This is a genomic window from Streptomyces cupreus, from assembly GCF_014257025.1.
In the GTDB taxonomy this organism is placed as follows: Bacteria; Actinomycetota; Actinomycetes; order Streptomycetales; family Streptomycetaceae; genus Streptomyces; species Streptomyces cupreus.
Map to the genome: position 1 here is coordinate 28,942 of NZ_JACMSF010000061.1, position 19,298 is coordinate 48,239.

12 protein-coding genes are annotated in these 19,298 nt (G+C 67.2%); 4 read left to right on the forward strand and 8 right to left on the reverse strand.

Annotated elements, in window-relative coordinates:
• Window positions 1-20 precede the first annotated feature (20 nt).
• Entirely contained in the window at window positions 21-983 is a 963-nt protein-coding gene (gene rfbA / locus H4N64_RS36350) for a glucose-1-phosphate thymidylyltransferase RfbA (RefSeq protein ID WP_186286860.1), read from the reverse strand.
• Window positions 984-1,226: 243 nt separating this feature from the next.
• Here rfbA and H4N64_RS36355 point away from each other — a divergent pair, with 243 nt between their 5' ends.
• A complete protein-coding gene (locus tag H4N64_RS36355) occupies window positions 1,227-2,102 on the forward strand; it encodes a transposase (RefSeq protein WP_186286861.1) in 876 nt (291 codons plus the stop codon).
• Here the strand turns inward: H4N64_RS36355 and H4N64_RS36360 are convergent.
• A complete protein-coding gene (locus tag H4N64_RS36360; protein WP_186286862.1) occupies window positions 2,093-3,673 on the reverse strand; it encodes an ISL3 family transposase in 1,581 nt (526 codons plus the stop codon). The genes H4N64_RS36355 and H4N64_RS36360 overlap by 10 nt on opposite strands.
• Window positions 3,674-3,786: 113 nt before the next feature.
• On the opposite strand from H4N64_RS36360, the gene H4N64_RS36365 reads away from it, so the two are divergent.
• The gene (locus H4N64_RS36365) at window positions 3,787-4,626 is read left to right on the forward strand and encodes a hypothetical protein (protein WP_186286863.1); all 840 of its coding nucleotides are present in this window, start codon (window positions 3,787-3,789) and stop codon (window positions 4,624-4,626) included.
• A gap of 2 nt (window positions 4,627-4,628) precedes the next feature.
• Here the strand turns inward: H4N64_RS36365 and H4N64_RS36370 are convergent, their stop codons facing one another.
• Complete coding sequence (locus H4N64_RS36370) at window positions 4,629-5,297, reverse strand: IS5 family transposase (protein WP_222109814.1); 669 nt, start codon at window positions 5,295-5,297, stop codon at window positions 4,629-4,631.
• A gap of 162 nt (window positions 5,298-5,459) precedes the next feature.
• The gene (locus tag H4N64_RS46995) at window positions 5,460-6,059 is read right to left on the reverse strand and encodes a YaaC family protein (RefSeq protein WP_418896323.1); all 600 of its coding nucleotides are present in this window, start codon (window positions 6,057-6,059) and stop codon (window positions 5,460-5,462) included.
• Between the two features lie 509 nt (window positions 6,060-6,568).
• Between H4N64_RS46995 and H4N64_RS36375 the strand changes: the two genes are divergently transcribed.
• A complete protein-coding gene (locus H4N64_RS36375; RefSeq protein ID WP_186286864.1) occupies window positions 6,569-7,459 on the forward strand; it encodes a DUF5655 domain-containing protein in 891 nt (296 codons plus the stop codon).
• A 392-nt stretch (window positions 7,460-7,851) separates the two neighbouring features.
• On the opposite strand, the gene H4N64_RS36380 is transcribed toward H4N64_RS36375, so the two are convergent.
• From H4N64_RS36380 to H4N64_RS36390, 3 genes are read right to left on the reverse strand one after another with little or no spacing between them, the layout of a single operon-like run.
• Window positions 7,852-10,617, reverse strand: coding sequence for an RNaseH domain-containing protein (locus H4N64_RS36380; RefSeq protein WP_186286865.1), 2,766 nt, complete (start codon window positions 10,615-10,617; stop codon window positions 7,852-7,854).
• A 5-nt stretch (window positions 10,618-10,622) separates the two neighbouring features.
• Window positions 10,623-13,985, reverse strand: coding sequence for a pPIWI_RE_Z domain-containing protein (locus H4N64_RS36385; RefSeq protein ID WP_186286866.1), 3,363 nt, complete (start codon window positions 13,983-13,985; stop codon window positions 10,623-10,625).
• Window positions 13,982-15,178: a restriction endonuclease-related protein gene (locus H4N64_RS36390; RefSeq protein ID WP_186286867.1), complete on the reverse strand. Its 1,197-nt coding sequence runs from the start codon at window positions 15,176-15,178 to the stop codon at window positions 13,982-13,984. The genes H4N64_RS36385 and H4N64_RS36390 overlap by 4 nt, the downstream gene beginning before the upstream one ends.
• A gap of 330 nt (window positions 15,179-15,508) precedes the next feature.
• Between H4N64_RS36390 and H4N64_RS36395 the strand changes: the two genes are divergently transcribed.
• On the forward strand, window positions 15,509-17,878 hold the full coding sequence (locus H4N64_RS36395; protein ID WP_186286868.1) for a hypothetical protein: 2,370 nt from the start codon (window positions 15,509-15,511) through the stop codon (window positions 17,876-17,878).
• Between the two features lie 34 nt (window positions 17,879-17,912).
• Here the strand turns inward: H4N64_RS36395 and H4N64_RS44595 are convergent.
• On the reverse strand, window positions 17,913-19,298 hold a 1,386-nt coding region (locus tag H4N64_RS44595; RefSeq protein WP_222109815.1), incomplete at its 5' end, for a hypothetical protein.

The following is a 19,298-nucleotide window of genomic DNA, read 5'->3' on the forward strand; positions in this document are numbered from 1 at the left end:
CAGCACGCAGTTCTGTTCGACTACTGAATTCCCGCGCCGGATGCCCCGACGCCCGTCCCGGTTCGCAGCAGTTCTTCGCGGCGCGATCCGCTGCCCCTTTGGGGCGTGACGACGTATCGGGAGTCGTCCAGGAGCCCCAGCAGATAATGGCCGTATCCGCTCTTGAGCAGCGGCTGGGCCAGTTCCCGGAGCCGGTCGTCGTCGATGAGGCCGGTCCGCCAGACCGCCTCCTCGACGCAACCGACCTTGAAGCCCTGGCGCTCTTCGATGACCCGGACGAATTCCGAGGCCTGAACCATGGACGTGAACGTCCCGGTGTCCAGCCACGCGGTGCCTCGGTCAAGCCGGGTGACATGCAGCGCCCCGGCTTCCAGATAGGCGCGGTTGACGTCGGTGATCTCCAACTCGCCCCTGGGACTGGGGCGCAGGGCACGGGCGATGTCCACGACGTGGTCGTCGTAGAAATACAATCCGGGCACGGCGTACCGGGACTTGGGCCGAGCCGGTTTCTCCTCGATGGACAGCGCCCGGCCCAGCTCGTCGAACTCCACCACACCGTAGGCCGAGGGGTTGGCGACCTGGTAGGCGAGCAACCTGGCGCCCTTCTGACCGTGATGGCGGGCCAGCCGGGTGCCGAGGCCGCTCCCGTGGAAGATGTTGTCGCCCAGAATCAGCGCGACCGACTCGCCGTCAATGAAGTCGGCCCCCAGAACGAAAGCATGAGCAATGCCCTCCGGGCGCTGCTGTGCCATGTATTCCAGCCGCAGGCCCAGTTGACTGCCATCGCCGAGCAACCGGCGGAACTGGGGCTGGTCCTCGGGAGTGGTGATGACCAGAATCTCCCGGACGCCCGCCATCACGAGTGTGGAAAGCGGATAATAGATCATGGGCTTGTCGAAGACCGGCAGCAGTTGCTTCGACACCGATCGGGTCAACGGCCACAGTCGTGAGCCGGTGCCTCCGGCCAACAGGATTCCACGCATGGCAGCACCATAGGTGAATTACCCATCGACACGGCTATTTCACACGACTCGCGATGTATCTAAATTTATGCCCGGTATGCAGGGTCTTCGAACTTGAGCGGTGTGTCGTCCCGAGTGGACTGACTGACTGTCACGTTGCGTGAGGACCACGGGTGGTGGAGGTTGCCCCGACAGCAGGATGCCCGTGGCCATGAGTGATCATTTCTGTTCTCGACGCAGAACGATCACCCAGAAACCACGGGCTTGGACAACGATACGACGTTGCTGCTCGACCTGGACGGCCTGGCCGTCGCGCGGGTGGAGCGGCTGGAGGACGGCACCCGCCGGGTGCACCTGATCACCGCCGATGAGCAGGCACGGGCCTGCCCCGAATGCGGGGTGTTCGCCACCCGGGTGAAGGGTTCCGCGACGACCCGGCCCCGCGATCTGCCGTACGGCGAGAGCGGGCTGGAGTTCCGCTGGCACAAACGCCGCTGGTGGTGCCGGGAGCCCGGCTGCCCGCGCCGCTCCTTCACCGAGCAGATCCCGCAGCTACCGGCCGGCGCACGGATCACCATGCGGCTGCGCGGTGCCGCCGGGCAGCGGATACGCGACGCCGCCTCCACCGTCATCCAGGCCGCCCGTGACCTGCACCTGTCCTGGCCCACCGTGATGGACGCCTTCCGCACCGCCGCACACGAGGTCACCCAGGCGCCGCTGGCCGAGGTGAAGGTGCTGGGCATCGACGAGACCCGGCGCGGACGGCCGCGCTGGGAACAGGACCCCGCCACGGGCAAGTGGATGCTGACGCGCGATCGGTGGCACACGGGGTTCGTCGACGCGCTCGGCGCCGGCGGCCTGCTCGGCCAGGTCGAGGGCCGCACCGTCGCCGATGTGCTCGCCTGGCTCGCCACTACCCCGCTGGCCTGGAGAAAGAGCATCGAGTACGTGGCCATCGATATGTCGGCCACCTACCGCGCCGCCGTCCGCACCGGTCTCCCGCACGCCACCGTCGTGGTCGACCACTTCCAGGTCGTCCAGCTCGCCAACAAGATGCTGTCCACAGCAGGCGGGCCCTGGCAAGATTTCCGTGAAGCTGGGGTGTGCCACCGTGCGCCGGTGACGCTCCGTCACGGGTAGCGTCGTCGGAGCAGGGCCGTGAGGATGACGCGGTGGCGGAGGAGCGGGACCCCCGCGCGTCCTGCCATGATCCGTTTCTGGAGCTTCAGATCGGTGATGCGGCCTTCATTGACGCCGGAGTTGAACGGGGTGGTGATGCCCTGCACGACTGCGGGCTGGTCCTCGCGGATGGCTTTGGCCAGGCTGGCCAGGGCTGGGAGGCGAGCGGCGGTGAGTTGCTCGAGCCAGTCCGCAAGCGGGGCGGCGTCGCGGGCGTCGAGCATGGCGGCGAACTGCCGCACCAGATCGTGGGTGCGGTCCAGTTCCGGGCAGTGCTCGAGCAGCCGCCTGACTGCCTCGGAGGCATGCAGGCCACGTCGGGATGGCGCGGTGGTGATCCAGCGGGCGACCTGCCGTGGCGAGGGCGGTCGCTCTCGCGGCGTGTCGATCGGCAGGCCGCGGCGCAGCGGCGCGATGGCCATCTTGACCCGTTGGTAGTGACCGCGGTAGCCCTTGGCGACGATCTCCTGGTGCAGAACTGTCGCGGTGTGTTCGCCCTCCTCCCACCTCTGTCGCAGGTACTCCAGGTATGGATCGAGGCTGGTGGGCTGGCGGGGTCGGGTGCGGCGTACGCATTCCTGCCAGGTGGCTGCTCGGGCGTACTTGGCCACGGTGCGCCGGTTCAGGCCCAGCTCGCGGGCTGCGGCGCTGAGCGAGCGACCGGTATCGGTCACCGCGTGCACCGCCTCGAACAGCTGCTTCGCGTGGCGGCGGGCTGGGGTGTCGGCCTGGTCGGACGGTCCCGCTGGGTTTGCTGGTGGCGGTGCCGGTTCGGGGTCGGGTACTGCGGCGGGTAGGCGGCCGCGGTGGGCGGCGGCGATATCCCCGACTCGCTTCGACAGCCCCTGCCACAGGTGGAAGCGGTCGCTGACCTGTACCGCGTCCGGGGCGCCGTCGGTGATGCCTTGACGGTAGACCAGCGAGCCGTCCCGGCAGACCACCTCAACACCTGGATGCGTCCGCAGCCAGCCGGCCAATTGCTCGGCGTCGCGCCCGGCCCACAGCTCGATCGGCAACCGGGTATCGGCATCCACCAGCGGGGTTCCGTAGACGTCCGCATACAGCGCGAAGTCGTCCACGCCCGGCACCCGCGGAGCCGCTGCCGACGGAAGCGGCAAGCGCATCAAGTGGAACAGCACGCTTGTCCGCGACAGCGGCACCTTCAGGATCTGCAGGAGCCGGGCGCCGCCCCGGCCGGCGAGCAGCACCCCGGCCATCTCCACCAGGTGCTGCAGCAGCGGGCTGCGGCGCTGGTAGCGCACTGTGAGCCCCTCGACCTGCTCGGCGAACGTCCGCCGACCGCAGCTCGGGCTGTCACAGAACAACCGCCGCACCGACAGCCCGATCAGCACCGGGCGCCCACCGACAGCGACATCGGCCAACGTGCGGATATAGCGACTGTGCGCCCGCGCAGAACCGCGACCGCAGCCGGGACACGCCACCATCAACTCTCGAGTACGGGCCGCCACATGCACTGTGTCGGCCTCCGCCCATACCTGTTCCACCCGCACCGCATCGAGGTGCGGAGACATGATCCGTGCGAGATCGTCACACTCGCTGACAGTGCCGCTACCCGTGACGGAGCGTCACCGGCGCACGGTGGCACACCCCAGCTTCACGGAAATCTTGCCAGGGCCACGTTCACGTGTACGCCGACAACCACCTCGCCGAGCCGGAGAACCGCCTGGTCGTGCGCCAGTTGGAGAAGGAATGGGAGGACGCACTCGCCGCTCAGCAGCGGCTTGGCGAGGACTACGACCGCTTCGCCCGCAGCAGCCCGCACTTCCTCACGCCCGCCGAGCGGCAGACCATCACGGCTCTGGCCGGCGACATCGAGGGTTTATGGCGTGCGGACAGCACCACGACAGCGGACCGCAAGGAGATCGTCCGCGCGGTCGTCGACAAGGTCGTCGTCACCGTGCTCGGCACCAGCGAGCGGGTGAACGTCACGATCGTCTGGGCCGGCGGGACCACCACCTCGGAACAGCTCGTCCGCCCGGTCCAGCGGCTGGAACAGCTCAGCTACTACCCGCAACTGACCGATCGGATCCGCGAACTCGCAGGCCAGGGCATCGGCGCCAGCGGGATCGCCGACCGCCTGGAAGCGGAGGGCTTCCGGCCCGCGAAGGGCGGCAAACGGATCTCCGCAGCCACCGTCCGCGACCTCATGCGCCGCCTCGCCTGCCCAGCAGGCCGCACCCACCGACACCGCCCCGCACCACCGGGCGAGGAGCCCGGCCCGGACGAGTGGTGGCTCAAGCACCTGGCCGCCGAGCTGGACATGACCACCTCCACCCTCTACGCCTGGATCAACCGCGGCTGGATCACCACCCGCCGGGAGAGCTGCTGGCCCCACCGCCTCATCGCCCATGCCGACCAGCGAGAACTCACCGAACTCCGCGAACGCCGGACACGTCCGCCTGGCTGGTACAGCCGCCGCATCTGGACCGAGACCGCCGAAACAGCACAGCAACCGACTCCATGAGTTCACTGTGCTTGACAGATCTCCACCACCCACCTGCGGGCCAGTACGACGAATCCGCGTTGCCCGTCGCAGCGGCGCACGACCTCGATCCGGACTCCGTGACGGGCGAACGCCTCCGCCAGCGCCGGCCCCTGGTAGGCGCTGTCGACCCACACCAGCTTCAGCAGCCGGCCCGGCTGGTCCATGAATGTCTCCAGCAGTGCGGGGGCGGCCTTGGAGTCGTGCACATCGGCCGTGGTCACGGTCACTTCCAGGAGCAGGCCGTCGGTATCGGTCAGGATGTGGCGCTTGCGCCCGTCACGTGACTTGCCGCCGTCGTATCCGCGACTGTCCTCGCCGACGGTCTCGGAGGCGTCCACCGACTGGCTGTCGATGACTCCCGCGCTGGGCTCGGTGTTGCGGCCTGAGCGTTCCCTCGCCATGCGGCGCAGGCGTTCGTGCAGTTCCCGCACGTAGTCGCAGGCCCGCCAGCGGCGGAAGAAGTCGTAGACCGCCCGCCAGTACGGGAAATCGACCGGCATGGCCATCCACCTCACGCCGTTGTCGACCAGGTAGCGCACCGCGTCGAGCATTGTCCGGTGGCAGTACGCCTCCGGACGCCCGCCCCGCTTCAGGAGCCAGGCCGGCACCGGCATCGCGACGCGGACCTCGGCCCACTCCGCATCCGTCATGTCACTCGGATAGCAGCCTGCCCGCTGTCCCGGAGCGATCGAACCGAACCGGTGCACGTAGCAGTCACACCCAGGGGTGACCGCGGTGGACGCATGTACAGAGACTGCTCAACTGATCAGGCAACGGGCTTCCTTGGTCGTGCTGGTGTCGTAACCGCGTCACTACCAGGGGGCCCGTTCTCTCATGCCCGCGACCGCACCCGAACCTCCGTCCAGATGATCACCCGCTGCCGCTCGAACAAGATCCGGTTTGCCACAACGCACTGAGAGCTGCGGACGGGATGAGGACTGCAAGGGCCAGAGACTGACCTCCGAGATTGCAGACCACACGTCAGCGAGACGGGTTTCTTCAGGGAGAGATCGCGACCCAAGCATCGTTGCAACCTGCGTGAACGACTCGGCTCCCGCCTTGCCCTTGTCCTTGATGATCACGGAGCCCAGGTCGAGCTGATCCATTTGGGTGGCGGATGTTCCGTGGCCGTTCAAGCGGCACTTGTCCAGGGGGACTTGGGCGCACGCCGCGATGGCTCTGCCTGCCTGGCTCAGGCCGTAGAAGAGCACGAGAGGTCGGGAAGCCGGCCCAGCCGAGGCTGCCGAGGTGAACAGTTGCTCCGACTGCTCCAGCGCTGCACTGAACAACTTCTGGCGTGTGCCGCTGCTCGCGTAGCCCGGTGCCGCGCGGAGCTCCCGTAGCGCCCTCCACACTGCCGCCGTCGGGGGATAGGACTGGTCACGGTATGTCGGGTACGGCCTGCGAACCATCGCCCCATCCTGCCAGCGCGGGGTGCCATGCCCGGGGCGTTTCCCTCACTAGGTGGGCTGTGACGTCACCGCGTATTCACCGCAGCCACCCGCAGAAACCCGGTGACAGCCGGACAGCGCCGGACTCTCCCCGCGATCACCGGGGGTGGGTCCGGCGCTCTTCTGCGTGGGGCTGCACGTCCTCTGACCAGCAAGAAAGCCCTCCCGAAGGAGGGCGGAGACTGGGCGCCCCCGGCAGGACTCGAACCTGCGGCCAAGCGCTTAGAAGGCGCCTGGCGCATCTCGTCGGCAGGTGCTTTGACCTGCCACTTTCTTCCTCACTGACACGCTGCCAGGGGTTTTGTGGGACGTATGTGGGACGAGGGCACCTCTGGGACGGATGGGATGCAGGGGTTCCCGACTGTGCCAGGTGGTCACCGTCTCACATCTCCTCACCTGTTCGGTGCGCCCGCGCGGAAATAGATCTACCCCTCTCCTGCGTTCTCGATCTTCGAGCCGAGGAGGGGAAGGTGTCGGGCCTGAAGCTGTTCCACACGACGAATGGCGGCGTTACGGAGGTCGCGCCGCGTCTTGCCGAGGTCGAGGCGGATGTGCAGGGCCTCGTCGAGGCGCACATGGAGACGATGCTGGGGGTGCAGTTCCTGGCGAGCGAGTACGTCATCGACTGTGCTGACGGCGGCCGGATCGATTCGCTGGGGCTCGATGAGAACGGGGCGCCGGTGGTCGTGGAGTTCAAGCGCGGCACCGCGGCCGGCGTGATCAATCAGGGCCTGTATTACATGGCGTGGCTGATGGCGCACAAGGACGCCTTCCGGAACCTGGTCCGCGACCGGCTCGGGGTATCGGCCGCGTCCCAGGTGCTGTGGAGCGCACCCCGGCTGATCTGTGTCGCCGGCGATTTCACCCGCTACGACGGGCACGCCGTACGCGAGCACAGGCGCAGCATCGACCTGGTCCGCTACCGGTTCTTCGGTAAGGACCTGATTGGACTTGAGACCGTGGCTTCCGTCACCGGGCGGACGCCGGCCGCGCGGCGGGTTCGCCGGAGCGCGGCCGGGCTGCCGCCCGCGCGAGAGCAGGGCGGGGCGCTGGCGGAGCTGGCGGAGGCGGTTGATGAGGTGCTGCTTGGCCTCGGGGACAGCGTCAACCGCGTCGAGCGCAAGCAGTACCGGGCGTATCAGCGTCTGCGGAACTTCGCCTGCGTCTGTCCGCCTCAGAGGAGCAAGCTTCTGGTCTACCTGAAGGTCGACCCGAAGCACGTCGACCTCGTTCCCGGCTACACCCGGGACGTGTCCGGGCTCGGCCACCACGGGACGGGTGATCTGGAGGTGCAGCTCCGTACGCCGAGGGACGTGGAGCGTGCGCAGGATCTGTTCCGGGCGAGCTACGCGGCGGCGTGATCGCTTGACGGCACCGTGGCCATGAGCGTGTCGCGCTTGGTCGTCGGGTGGCGCCTTTCGACGTAGGGGCAGGTGGTGGCGGTGGACTAACAATGATGCGCGGGATCGCCGGTTTGGCTAACCGGCGATCATCCGCTATGTTGCCGCTTCCCTCGGAGGCGCGCAGGTGTAATCCCCGGCCCCTACACCAGGGTTCCGTGACTGGGCAGCTGGTCACCAGCACATAGTCGCTGTTGCGCGCCGGTGCCCCTTCGTGGCGCGCAGTGCTTTGGCGCGCGTGGGCAGGTGCGCCGGGGACCCGCCGCCATACTCACCGCTGCTGAATGGATCTCCGGGCCTGGGCCCGCGTGCCAGTCGGTACTTAGGGGTTTCGGGTGTGCGTTCTTCTGGCTTCAGTTGATGTACTCCTCCATGAGCTTGGCGAGGTGCAGGAGCAGGGGCATGCGCGTCGCGGTTTCCGTGTGGAGGTGGCACCTGCGCAGGTTGTTTACGTACGCGGCCAGGTCGGAGGCGTGGTCGCGGGGTTGCTTGAAGGAGACGTGGATCTCGAGGGACGTGGGGTTGGCTCCGTGGCGGGTGGCGTTCTGCTCGTCTGCCGCATATTTGGAGACGGTCTTGGGCAGCTGATGCGTATCCGGCCTTGGGTTGATCGCCAGGAAGACGTGGTCGTTCCACGGGACGACGCCGGAGTACCTGCCCCACTCCTCGTATGGCAGCTCGGTTGCACCGGATGTCGGCTCTGCGTGCGCTTCTTCGTCGCTGGTCTCGTCGGGTGAGCCGTCGGTGGCGGGGGCATCGGTCTCGTCGTTGAGGTTGGCGCCGAATGCCAGCGGGATCTCGTAGGACTCCTCGTTGACGCGAACGATGCGCAGGCCGGGCAGGTCCTCCGGGCGCCGGCCTTCGGCGCGGTTGGGGTGGGCGCAGTCTTCGCCAGGGAGCCGGAGCGAGTCCGGCGTGATGTGGGGATTCTGCAGCCAGGACCACACATCCTTGTTGCGCAGGGTCTGCGCTCGGGCGAGGAAGAGTCGCTCTGTGCGGGAGTCGATTGCGAGTGCCTGGGTGATGAAGTCGTTCAGCTGGGCCCTGTCACGCCGCCGCATTCGCCCTCGTCCGGAGGTTAGAGCTCGGGGCAGGTGTTCGATGGGAATGGGCGCTTCGTGCGGATAGCCAGGACGCGCCACGAGTTGGGCTGTGGTGTTGCCGTCGGTATCCATGCGCAGGACGAATGGGACGATCCATGAGCCGGCCTGAGCGACGTGCAGGGTGGCCAGTTCGAAGCGGCCCTTGACGCTGCGGGGTGCCGGCAGGCGGGGCAGATGGCCGAGCGAGCGCAGGAGGTCCTTCACCGAGGAAGCGGCACGCTGCACGTCCTCGCAGCGGATGTCGCTGTCCTCGAAGGGCTTCAGCCCCGCCTTCTTGGCGTCGGGCTTGGGAGCCGCTGTGACCGGGTGCAGGCATTGCACGTGCCGGTTCAGCTCCGGCAGGGTGTCCTTCAGGAACCGCTTGGGGTCGTCCTCTCCGGCCATGGCGAAGTTGACTGGTTTGTCGATCTCCACGAGGCAGCCGATCATGTGGTCGGCTTCGGGGAATTCCTTGCGCAGTGCTTCAGCTCGCTGCTCCCGCTCCTGCTTTCGGTGCGCCTTGCGGGATTCTGGGTCCGCGTGTGGCGGTGGCTTGGGCAGGCCGGAAACGAGGGTCCCGGGATTGCGTAGGACCAGTGTGATCTTGGTGGGCCCGGCATAGTCGTGAACGCCAGGTTCTGTGCTGCGTTCACCGAGGTGTTGGTAGTTAAGCAGCTTGGTGAGGGCCAGATGGACTGCTTGATAGGTCTTCGGTGCGCAGTGCCAGAGTTCGAAGTGGTAGTGGGCGTCCTCGCGTGCAGGGGCGAGCCGAGGGGCTCGGCGTTGGGGTGTCCTGTCCAAGGCGGGGAGCGGGTCGAAGTTGAGCTTTGCGAGCGGTTCCTTCAGGTGCTCGAAGAGGGTGAGGTGGTCGATGGGCTGCAGGCCGCTTTCCGCAGGGTGGCCGTGTGTGCTGAATTCCGGTTGGACGTCAGCGAGATCGGTCCGAGTGAGGTAGGTGTAGCCGGTGGCGTGCAGCAGCAGCGCGGTGGGTTCCTTGTCCTCTTCGGCGCTGCGGTTGACGCCTGCGGCGCGGCGGGGGTCGGTTCGGACGTCCTCGGGGTTGGGGTAGCGGTTGCTGGCTGGGAGGGAGGGCAGGATGCGCGCGATGCCAGGCTGCCACTGCCACCGCATGTCCTCCTTCTTGCCGCTGACTGTGACCGGTGCGCGGAGGAGCATGGGGCGCTCGACGTCACGCAGTGCGCCCTTGGCCAGGTAGAGCAGGATGGTGGCCGTGGCTGGGGTGTCGCCGCGGCGTGGGATGTACGCAGGCTGCGTACCGCCGAAGCGGGCGATGTGGGGAACGGCTCGGAGGATGAGTCGACCGTCGTGGGGCATGGAGACCACACGCAGTGCTGTCCGGTGGGTCCAGAGGCCGTAGGCCCCGTCATCGTCAAGTTCTCGGGGTGGCCAGCTGTAGATGCTGCGCTCACCGCGGTCGGTCAGTTGACCAAGAACCGAGAAGCCTTTCGCGGTGTGCCCTGGCAGGGATAGCTTTTCGTCCACCCAGCATCCGGCAATGTAGGTGGCAAGCAGGGAGAAGGTGCTGCTGTGCGGGGTTGCTGTTCCGTTTGCGGCGTTGCCGTGGGCCAGAAGGTCGACCTCTGCCTGCGCCCATTCCAGTGGCAGGGCGCGTTTCACCATGGTGGGCCAGTCGACGTCGTTCTGATGGGGCGCGACGTGTGTAGTGATCCAGAATTCGAGAGCTAGTTGCAGGGGAAGCTCGTTATGGGGCATTCGCATGGCGTGGAGCCAAGGACCGTCTCCCAGCCGGCCTTCGACCGCGAGGACGGCGGGTTCCACCTGCTCGATCAGCTCGCGCAAGGCGTAGGTCGGCAGGTACGGGGAGCGCGCTTTCGGGTTGCTGTTCCAGGCGCGTTCAAGCCGTGCCAGGAGCGACGGTGGGAATTTCGCCGTGTGTACGGTGATGGGCAGTGTGGCTCCGCGGCGCGCCACGAAGCCGGGCGTGATGATGTGGTCGTAGCGCGGCGGCGGCTTCTTCGTGCCGGAATCCGTTGCCGTGCTGTCGGCTTCGGTCATGTCTGTTATCCCCAGTCGATGGTGTCGAGGAGGTGTCCCAGCAGACCCCACGTGGCGGTGTAGATCTGATGGTTGAGGCGCACGTGGGAGTCGGCTGTCGGCCCTGGATCGGTGAGCATTCGGCGTGTGAGTTCTCGGCAGGCGATGAGCACGCTGGTTCGCTCGGTGTCCGGGGCGGTGTCGCGAGGGTCTGCCGCGCGCGGGGCGAATGCCGCGTCGAGGAGGTAGACCTGGACGGGCACATTGCCGCGCAGCCCCCTACCGGTTGTCTGGTAGAGGGAAGCTGACTGGTCTGCAATGAAGGCGTGGCGTAGGTAGTCGTCCTTCATCGCCCGGAAGTTGAGGGGGCGGCCCATCATCGTGCCCCAGGTGGCACGGGCGCCGTACGCCAGTTTCCTCATCTCGCCCGCCGCGTCGGTGCCGGGGGTGTCGCACAGCATCGGCTTCAGAAGACGCTGCATGGCCTGGGCGTTGAGAATTGCGAGAGGGAAGGAGAGGTCGGTGGGCGGGGGGTGGAGGCGTGCCAGATAGAAGATGGCCTGGATGGCGGCGACCCCGCTGTCGTTGAGCATGTTGTGGCCGCGGCCGGCAGAGCCTTCGGCAGCCGCCATGACCTGGGCATCGGTCCTGGGGAAGGCAGAGATGCGGCGATGGTTGAGACCGTAGAGCCCGGGAGCCCGGCGGTCGGGTACGACGTGCACGGCACGCACGGCTGTCCGGGTGTTCATGTAATGGGCGCTGGTGGCTGCGTCCTCGGTGCTGAGTACCACGAACAGAGCCCTTCGGCGCTCAGGATCGCATCCTTGGAGCACCTGTTCCAGGAGAGACAGGGCCGCTCCGGGGTCGGGGGTGCAGACGGCGTCCGTCATCGCCCGCACGGCGGCTTGGCGGGCGCCGCGGCCTCCGGCTCCTGACACGTAGATGCCGCGTTCGTGCCCTGGGCGCCGCCGTGGGCGGGTGTAGAACCTGCTTTCCCGGATGGCAGCGGCACAGTCGGGAGGCTCGTGCAGGATCAGTGTGGGGAGCACGTCGATGTGGTAGCGGGCGGAGAGCGGGTTGTAGCTGGTCGCCGAGGACAGCAGCACGTGCGGGCCCTCGACCCCCTCACAGGCAAGCAGGTCGTGCAGGTGATAGAGCAGCCACCGTCCGACCCCGCGAAGCCACAGCAAGTCCAGTGACCCTCTGCCCTCCTTTGGGCTGGGGGTCCACTGGAGGGCCATCATGTTGCCCATGGGCTGTTCGGGCACAACCGCGAGCAGTTCTGGCCTTGGCTGGTGAGCGAGCAGGTTGTTCGTGTCCTCCACTGCCATAAGCGCGCGGAGCGATTCCTGCATGTGGGAAAGCTCGAACACAGTGGTCGTGACGCGGGCACTCCAGCAGCCCGCGACGAGGACTCGCGCGAGCTCGGCCAAGCGATCGCCGGGGTCGGGCATGTCCTCTGGGATGTGGTGCGTGAGCCAGTCCTGGGCTACTTCCTCGGCGCTCATCTCGGTGTCGTAGCCAGAGGTCATCGTGTCGAGCAGCGGCTTCAGGCCGGCGGGAGGGGAACCGAATGGGTCTTCGACAAGCCGGGCGAAGTGAGTGTGGAAATACTCCTCGGCTCGCTCCCACAGGTGCGACTGCTGCTGCTCTTCGACGCGGCTGGTGATGCCGTGCAAGGCCCGTGCCAGCTGCATGAGCAGGGTGTGCCCGCTGAATGGCCCGTCAGCCGTCACCTCTTCCAAGAGCTCACTGCCCGAGCCCCTGGCCTCCTCCTGCCCCTCGGCCGACGGCCTCATGAGTAGCGGCAGCAACCCGGCCAGAGCTTCCGCGTGATATGTCGCGTACTGCTGGTAACGCCGTCCCTGCCGGTCCGCCATCGGCCGGTACCACGTGCGCGCCAACCCCTCATGCCAGGCCAGCGCAATGCGGCTGCTCCAGCCGTCGGGACTTGTCAGCGGTTCGTGGTGCATAAACGCCTTGTCGAACTGCGTCATCACCTGGTCGGCCTCGTCGGCCACGAGGAGGTCGAGTTCGTGCTGGGCAGGAATCACCCACTGCGTCTTGTACGAGGCGGGCTCCGCCCTGCTGGCGAGGAGAGCGGCCGGCGTCGCCACCCAGACCTGTGCCGTCGGGATTCGGCGTACAGCTGCCTGTGCCGGGCACACCGCGAGAAGCGGACAGTCGACAATCGGTGCTCGCTTGCCCGAGGTGTCGACGCGGAGCTTGTCCCGGCAGGGGCGCTCATCCATCGAGAGCGGCGCGGCAACGGGACCGGAAGGTTCCAGGAGACTGTCCAGCAGGCAGATGTCGGTAGCGAAGGCAGCTACCTCGTCGTTGCCGTCCGGGAGCGGCGGTGCTTGACCGTTGTCCGGTACGTAGAGAAGGTCGTCCCAGTAACGTGCCACGTGCGCGGGACGGTTCCTGTGGCCGATCAACGGAACTGCGTCGATGCCCAGACTCCGGAAGAACCGGACCTTCTCCAGTGCGTTCCCGACGGAGGAGACCAGGTACCCGACCCTGAGCCCGCGGTCGGTACAGATCTTGACCAGAACGTCGTTGAAGGTCGTCTTCCCCGAGTTCATCAGGCCCACGACCTGAGCCAGTCCGTCGATCGTGAAGATACCGAGGCCGTTTGTCAGGCATCCGGCTTCGCTGTCCGTGCGAGAAAAGACCATCCTCTCTACACGGCCGGTGAAGTTCTCCGTACGATATCGCTCGCTTGTACGGAGACGCTGATCCATCTCCTTGGCCGCCTGGTGGAAGTCGTCCTCCGTAAGCTGCGGGAAGGGACGCCTGATTCTGTGCGTCTTCGGTTCCAGGCGACGCTCGGGTGCGGCCTCCTCCAGCCAGTCAGGAATCCGGAACCGGACGATGCTGCCGTCCGCTCGCTTGAGCCGCACCCGCATCCCCGGCGACGCGGGATCATGACCCGCTTCCACCTTGTAGGCCACGGGCACCGACATCGCGTCCCGGTATACCTGCTCCCGCTCCGGCAGCGTGGAACTTCCGCGGCGACGAAGAACGCTGCCGTGGACCACGCGCGTCCCGGCACCCTCGTCAAGTTCGAACAAGCGCAGGTGAGCAGGCACTTTGCAGTAGTCGTTGAGACGCAGCCTCCACTGTCCGCCCCGCGCCGTAGGCCCCATGCGGCGACGCACGTTTCGCACGACGGTCTCAGTGCCGGCACCCGGCAGGGCGTACCCGTCAAGCAACTTACGCATCAGGGTGGCGGGCTGGCCGGGCGCGTACTCGGACAGGAAGAACAGCCCGAGCTCGACCCGGAAGAACTCGCGGGCCGACAAGAAGGGCTTGATGGCCTCGGCCACGCCTGACGACGCCGCCTTGCTTTCCAGCGCTTCGAACCAGCCTTCAATATCCCGGCTCATCGCCGCCGCCCGTCATGCGCCAGTGCGGCTGCGACGAACGCATTCTCACTCATGATCTCGATGCCCTGTACGCGCCCTTGCAGCGAAGTGGTGAGGTCATCCACGTAATCGGGCTGTTCAAAGCGGTGCTGCGCGATGACGAGGATCCGCCGCTGCGACGCAGCACGTGGGTTCCAACGAAACGAGCGCCCGAGAAGTGTGGCGCTGGCGTGATCCTTCACATCGGCGGCCCACCACTCACCGACTCCCATCTTCCCGGTGCCTTCGAAGTCGATGGCCACGTCCACCGCGTCCATGCCCCACCAAGGACGCAGGCGCTGTCCAAATTCCGGCTCCAGGGCGGCAAACATCCGCTGCTCTGCCAGCCCGGGATCGTGAAAGAAGCGCCGAACAGCCCTGTTCTGCACAAAGTATTCGGACATGATGTCCACAGTTCGGGCAACCGGACCGCCCATGCAGCCCGGCGTGCCACAGCCACGCTGACCGGAGACCGGGTTCTCGCAGCCGTCGCAGAAGCTGAGTACGACGGCGCCGCTGGCCGGCTGAGCCCGGTAGCACTGACTGAACCAGTGCTTCACCCACGGCTGCCCGTTGGCGTCCTTGGCGGGGAAGGCCCGTAGCAGACCGAGAAGGTCGATGTCGGAAGCGACCGCGTGCTTCGTCAGAAAGCCCCGGAGCTGAACGTAGTTGTTCTGGACCTCCTGTTCGGTTTCCCCGTTCCGGTCGGCCACGGCGATCATCAGCTCGTAGCACCGATTCTCGACCAGTTCCGCTTCGGGATCCTTGGACAGCAGGAGCCGCGCGGCTTGCTCGGCAAAGGCCGACGGCCGACCGTTCTCAATCAGAAGGAGCTCAAAATCGCTCTGAGCGACACACAGAGCCAAGGGCCATTGCCCGAGAGGAACGCGACACCAGCGGAAAACATCCGCATGTGAAGTCACCTCGCGGCAGCCGTCCTCCAACGCCCTCCAGAGCAGGCGGGTTACACCGGCCTTCCATGCCGGGGGAAAGCCTGTGGGGTCGACAGAAGGCTGAGCGGAACTCCACAGCGCCTTCTGCTGGTTGGCCTGGATCCCCGCCAGACCCGCTGCCAGCAGTTCGAGCGTCATGTAGTCGTCAGCCAGGTCAGGAGACACTTGCTTCAGATGGGACAGCCGTGCCGGATCTCCCGGCAATGTTGCGTGGGCGGCCAACAGAACCTCTCAGTGATCACCAAATGCTACTGAAACTTAGCAGAGAGTAGTCAATGGTTGATGCCGAGGACGCCTGTACGACGCGGGGCTCGGGGCGCTTGCGGCATGGCGAGCTAGCCTGGCGGGCCCGTTGGACGCCGCAAACGGGCCCTGCGACATGCCAGAGAGCGGCCCGCGCCGGTGGCGGGTGACCGCAGGTCCGCGCGCAGTCGGTCAGACAGCTGCGGCCGGGGAGTCGTGCGTGAATCTGCACGTGGCTCGTTGGTTCGAATGCCTGCGGACGCGCACGTGTGATCCCTACGGTGAAGTGACCACAGTTCCAGTTCGTTCGTGGGGAGTGCAGTGGACCCGGAGATCGTCGCTCTCGGGAGCATCGTGATCAGCAGCCTGGTGGGCAACGCCGTGCAGGACGCCTGGACCTGGGGCAAGGGCCGATTGGTGGCGTTGTTCGTCCGTGACGGAGCCGAGGAGGCGGCGGTTGGAGACGAACTGGAGCAAGCTCGTCGCCAGGCGTTGGAGGCAGGGGAGGCCGGCGACGAGGGCACGGTGACCGAGATCACGGACGAGTGGTCGAGTCGTGTACTGGAACTGTTCGCTGAACGTCCCGACGCCGTGCGGGAGGTGCGCGAGCTCGTCGGAGAGGCTCTGACGAGGGCGACGCCCGCCGAGGCGTCCTTGGCTCTTCTCCACTACGTCAACCACACAGCTCTGTTCCGGGAGATGGACGGTCACTGGCGCGCGTGCCGGGCGGCCGGGACCTTGACGTCCGTGTTCCTCAGCGGTGTACGAGGGGTGGGGAAGCGAAGCACGGCGCAACAGTGGATCCACTCGCACCGGGACGTCCTCTTCGGGGTGTTCCTCCAGGCCGACCTTGGGATGCAGGGTGGGAGGATGGTGGACCCAGCGGTGGTGCTGGAGCGCTGGCTGGAAGAGCTCGACGTGCCGAGGGACGAGCGTCCGGGTGACGTCCCGGCCAAGGCGCGGCGGGTGCGTCACGAACTGCGTGACCGTTCGGTGGTCTTCCTGCTGGAGAATGTCACGACGACCCGTCAGGTGCGTGACCTGCTGACCGACCAGCCGTACGGCGTCGTCCTCATGACGGGGCAGGAGGCACCGCACGACCTGACGACATTCCTGGAGTTCCTTCCGCTCCCGGTTCCGGCGCTGCGGGACGAGCACGCTCTGGAACTGCTGGTCAAGGTGAGCCGTACCACCGAGGATCCGGCCAAGCTTGAACCGATTGTCCGGCACCTGGGCGGCCTGCCGCTAGCTCTGCGGCTGATCGCCGGACATCTGAAGGCGCCCGTCCCCGGCGTTATAGAGGACGTCGGTGCCCGGCTCGCCGACCGCGCCGCACGACAGGAGCTGCTCGACGTGGACGATCCGAATCCCCTGCCGGAAGCCCTCGAACTGGCCTACGGGCGCATGGCCGTGCGGACGGCGCAGCTCTATCGCCGCCTGGGTTTGCTGATGTGTGAGGATTTCCAGCTGGACACTGTGTTCGCGCTCGTATCGGACTGGGAGCCGTCGGAGGCGCGCACCGCGCTGAGCGCCTTGATTTCGGGCGGTCTGGTCGAGCGCCGGGGTCTCGACACGTACCGGATGCACATCCTCGTCCACGATCACGCGTCGATCGTCGCGGAGCGCGACGAGACGGAAAGTGAACGCGAGGCGGTGCGGCGGCGGATCGTCCATCACTTCCTGCGGATCACCGAGCGGGGTGAGCAGACGCTGTCGACGCGCTGGCTCTACAGCCCGATGAACGCCTTCCCGGCGGACACGGCAGCCGACGAGCGCCGACAGACCGAGGCTCTGCGTGAGCTGGCTCGACGCGAGGCGGGCATCTTCGCCGCGGTGCGTTTGGCCGCCGAGGCGGGGCTTCATCTGGAGGCGTGGCGGCTGAGTCAGGCCATCCGGACTTTCTGCCTCCGTACCGGGCGCGACACCCAGTGGATCGAGGCGGCCGAGATCGGTCTCGCCTCGGCGCTGGAGACCGGTGACACGATGGCGGTGGCCCGTGCGTCCTACGAGGTGGGCTTCGCGCATCTTGAGCGCTGGAACGTGGAGGAGGGCGATTCGCGGCTGGCCCGGGAGCACTTCGAACAGGCGCTGAGCCTGGTGAACCCCGGTGTACCCGGACGGAGCGAGGGTGAACGTCGCACGGAGTCCAGCGTCCTGGAAGGGCTGGGACTGCTCGAACGCAAGCTCAAGCGCCCCGGGCACGCGATCGATCTGTTCAGCCGTGCCCAAGCGGCACTGGAGGGGATCGACCATCCCCGTGGCGAGGCCCTCCTCGCTCTGCACCTGGGTAGTACGTACACGGCGCTCGAGCGCCACGACGCCGCGGAAGGTGAACTTCTCCGGGCGGTCGAGGAGTTCGAGGGTCTTCCGGACGGACCGGACCGTTTCAACATGGCCAAGGCCCGGCTGCGTCTCGCGGAGAACCGCCGCGCTTGCGGACGACTGCGCGAAGCCGTCGAGGCGCTGGACCTGGCGGTGGACGGCATGACCGGCGTGGGGTCGGCCTACTACGCCGCGCAGGCCCTCCTGCTGCGCGGAGATGTCCGCGTGCAGTTGGGGGAGCGGGAGGCCGCCGTCGAGGACTGGACGTCCGCCCGCGCGCTCTTCGCGGAAGAAGGCAGCATTCACGAGGGTGAGGCACAGCACCGCCTGGAGCGGGAGGGCGGAGAGGAGGAGTAGGAGCCAGCATGCACAGGCCGCCGCCGTGGTGGGCTCAGACGTAGGCCAGGTCGAGCAGTCCCGCGTCGGGCAGGTCGCCGGCGCGCACGGCGATCCGCTCCGACCGTGTCGGGCGGGCACGGGCCGTCCCCGCAGCGCGCTCTCGCACCGTCCAGGCGTAGACCGCCGACGCCGCCACGGGGAAGGCCGCCCAGGCGGGACGCTCCAGCCAGCTCACCCGCACACGACCGCCATCCGGGAGCAGCGCCAGACACCCGTCCTCCTCCGTTTCCGCAGCGAGCAGCCCGCAGCCGGAGGATTCCGCGGCATAGGCGCACCACGGGTCGTCCTCCGGACGGCCCGCCGTGCGCCCGCGCGGCACCAGCAGCACGTCGGCCGTACGCGGCCATCGGCGGTCCGGGTCGTCACGGTCGGCGGTCAGATGAGACGAGGCGATGTGCGGGCCATGGCCGTGCTGCTGCGCCGCGGGGTAGCGACGGACGATCACTTCACCGTCGACTGCCACAGTGCCGTCGTCCGTCACGGAGACGGTGACGAACATGGGCGCCTCATGAGGAACGCGGCGGGTGCCCGGGCTGGAGGGCTGCGACGGTATGGGTATCGCGGGCACGGACGCGGGATGGGCGGGTTCGTCCAGCCGCAGCCAGGCGTAGAACAGTCGGCGCAGCAACTCGGCACTGCGGCCCGGTTCTGATGTGACGGTCTCTCCGACCGCCTGGAGCTCCGGATCGTCCCGCTGCCCGTGCAGGGCGGCAAGCTGGCGCAGCACTGGCCGATCGGCGGACAGGCGAGGCAGTATCCGGCCGAGCCTGGACATGGGGGATCCGGGTGCCGCCTTCGATTCATCGAAGGCGCCGAGAACGCAGGGAATTCCCAATGCAATTCCATACATGGTCAAGGAGCCGTGGTCTCCCAGAAGAAAATCAGCCGAACAGAGGGCCGCCTTCCATGTGTCGCTTTCCGGAACCGGCAGGAGAAGCCCGGAACCTAGAAACGGAGCCAACCAGCTGTGCAGCTGCCACGAGCCATGACCATGCCAGGAATTCGGATGGATAGCCGCGAGTACGCGGAATTCTTCAACGGAAAGCTCGGCCAACACTCGACGGAGAACGTCGGCGCGCGGTGAGCCGAGCACCGAACCGCTTCCCCAGGTCGAGGACACGACCACGAGCCGCTGACCCGGCAAGAGCCCGAACGCCTGCCGGTAGCTCTCACGGAAGGGGAGGCTGGCACGCAGTTGGTCGATACACGGGTCGCCGGCCACAACAGCCATGGGCAACGCCTGCGGACAGCCGACCGCAAGCCGATCGAGCTGCTCCTTGTGGGACAGGATGATCGCTGACGGGACAACGTCCCCATCGTGCAGGAGCCACTCCTCCGTGAGCCCGAAGGCTCCCGGCTCCCGGCTCCCGGCTCCCGG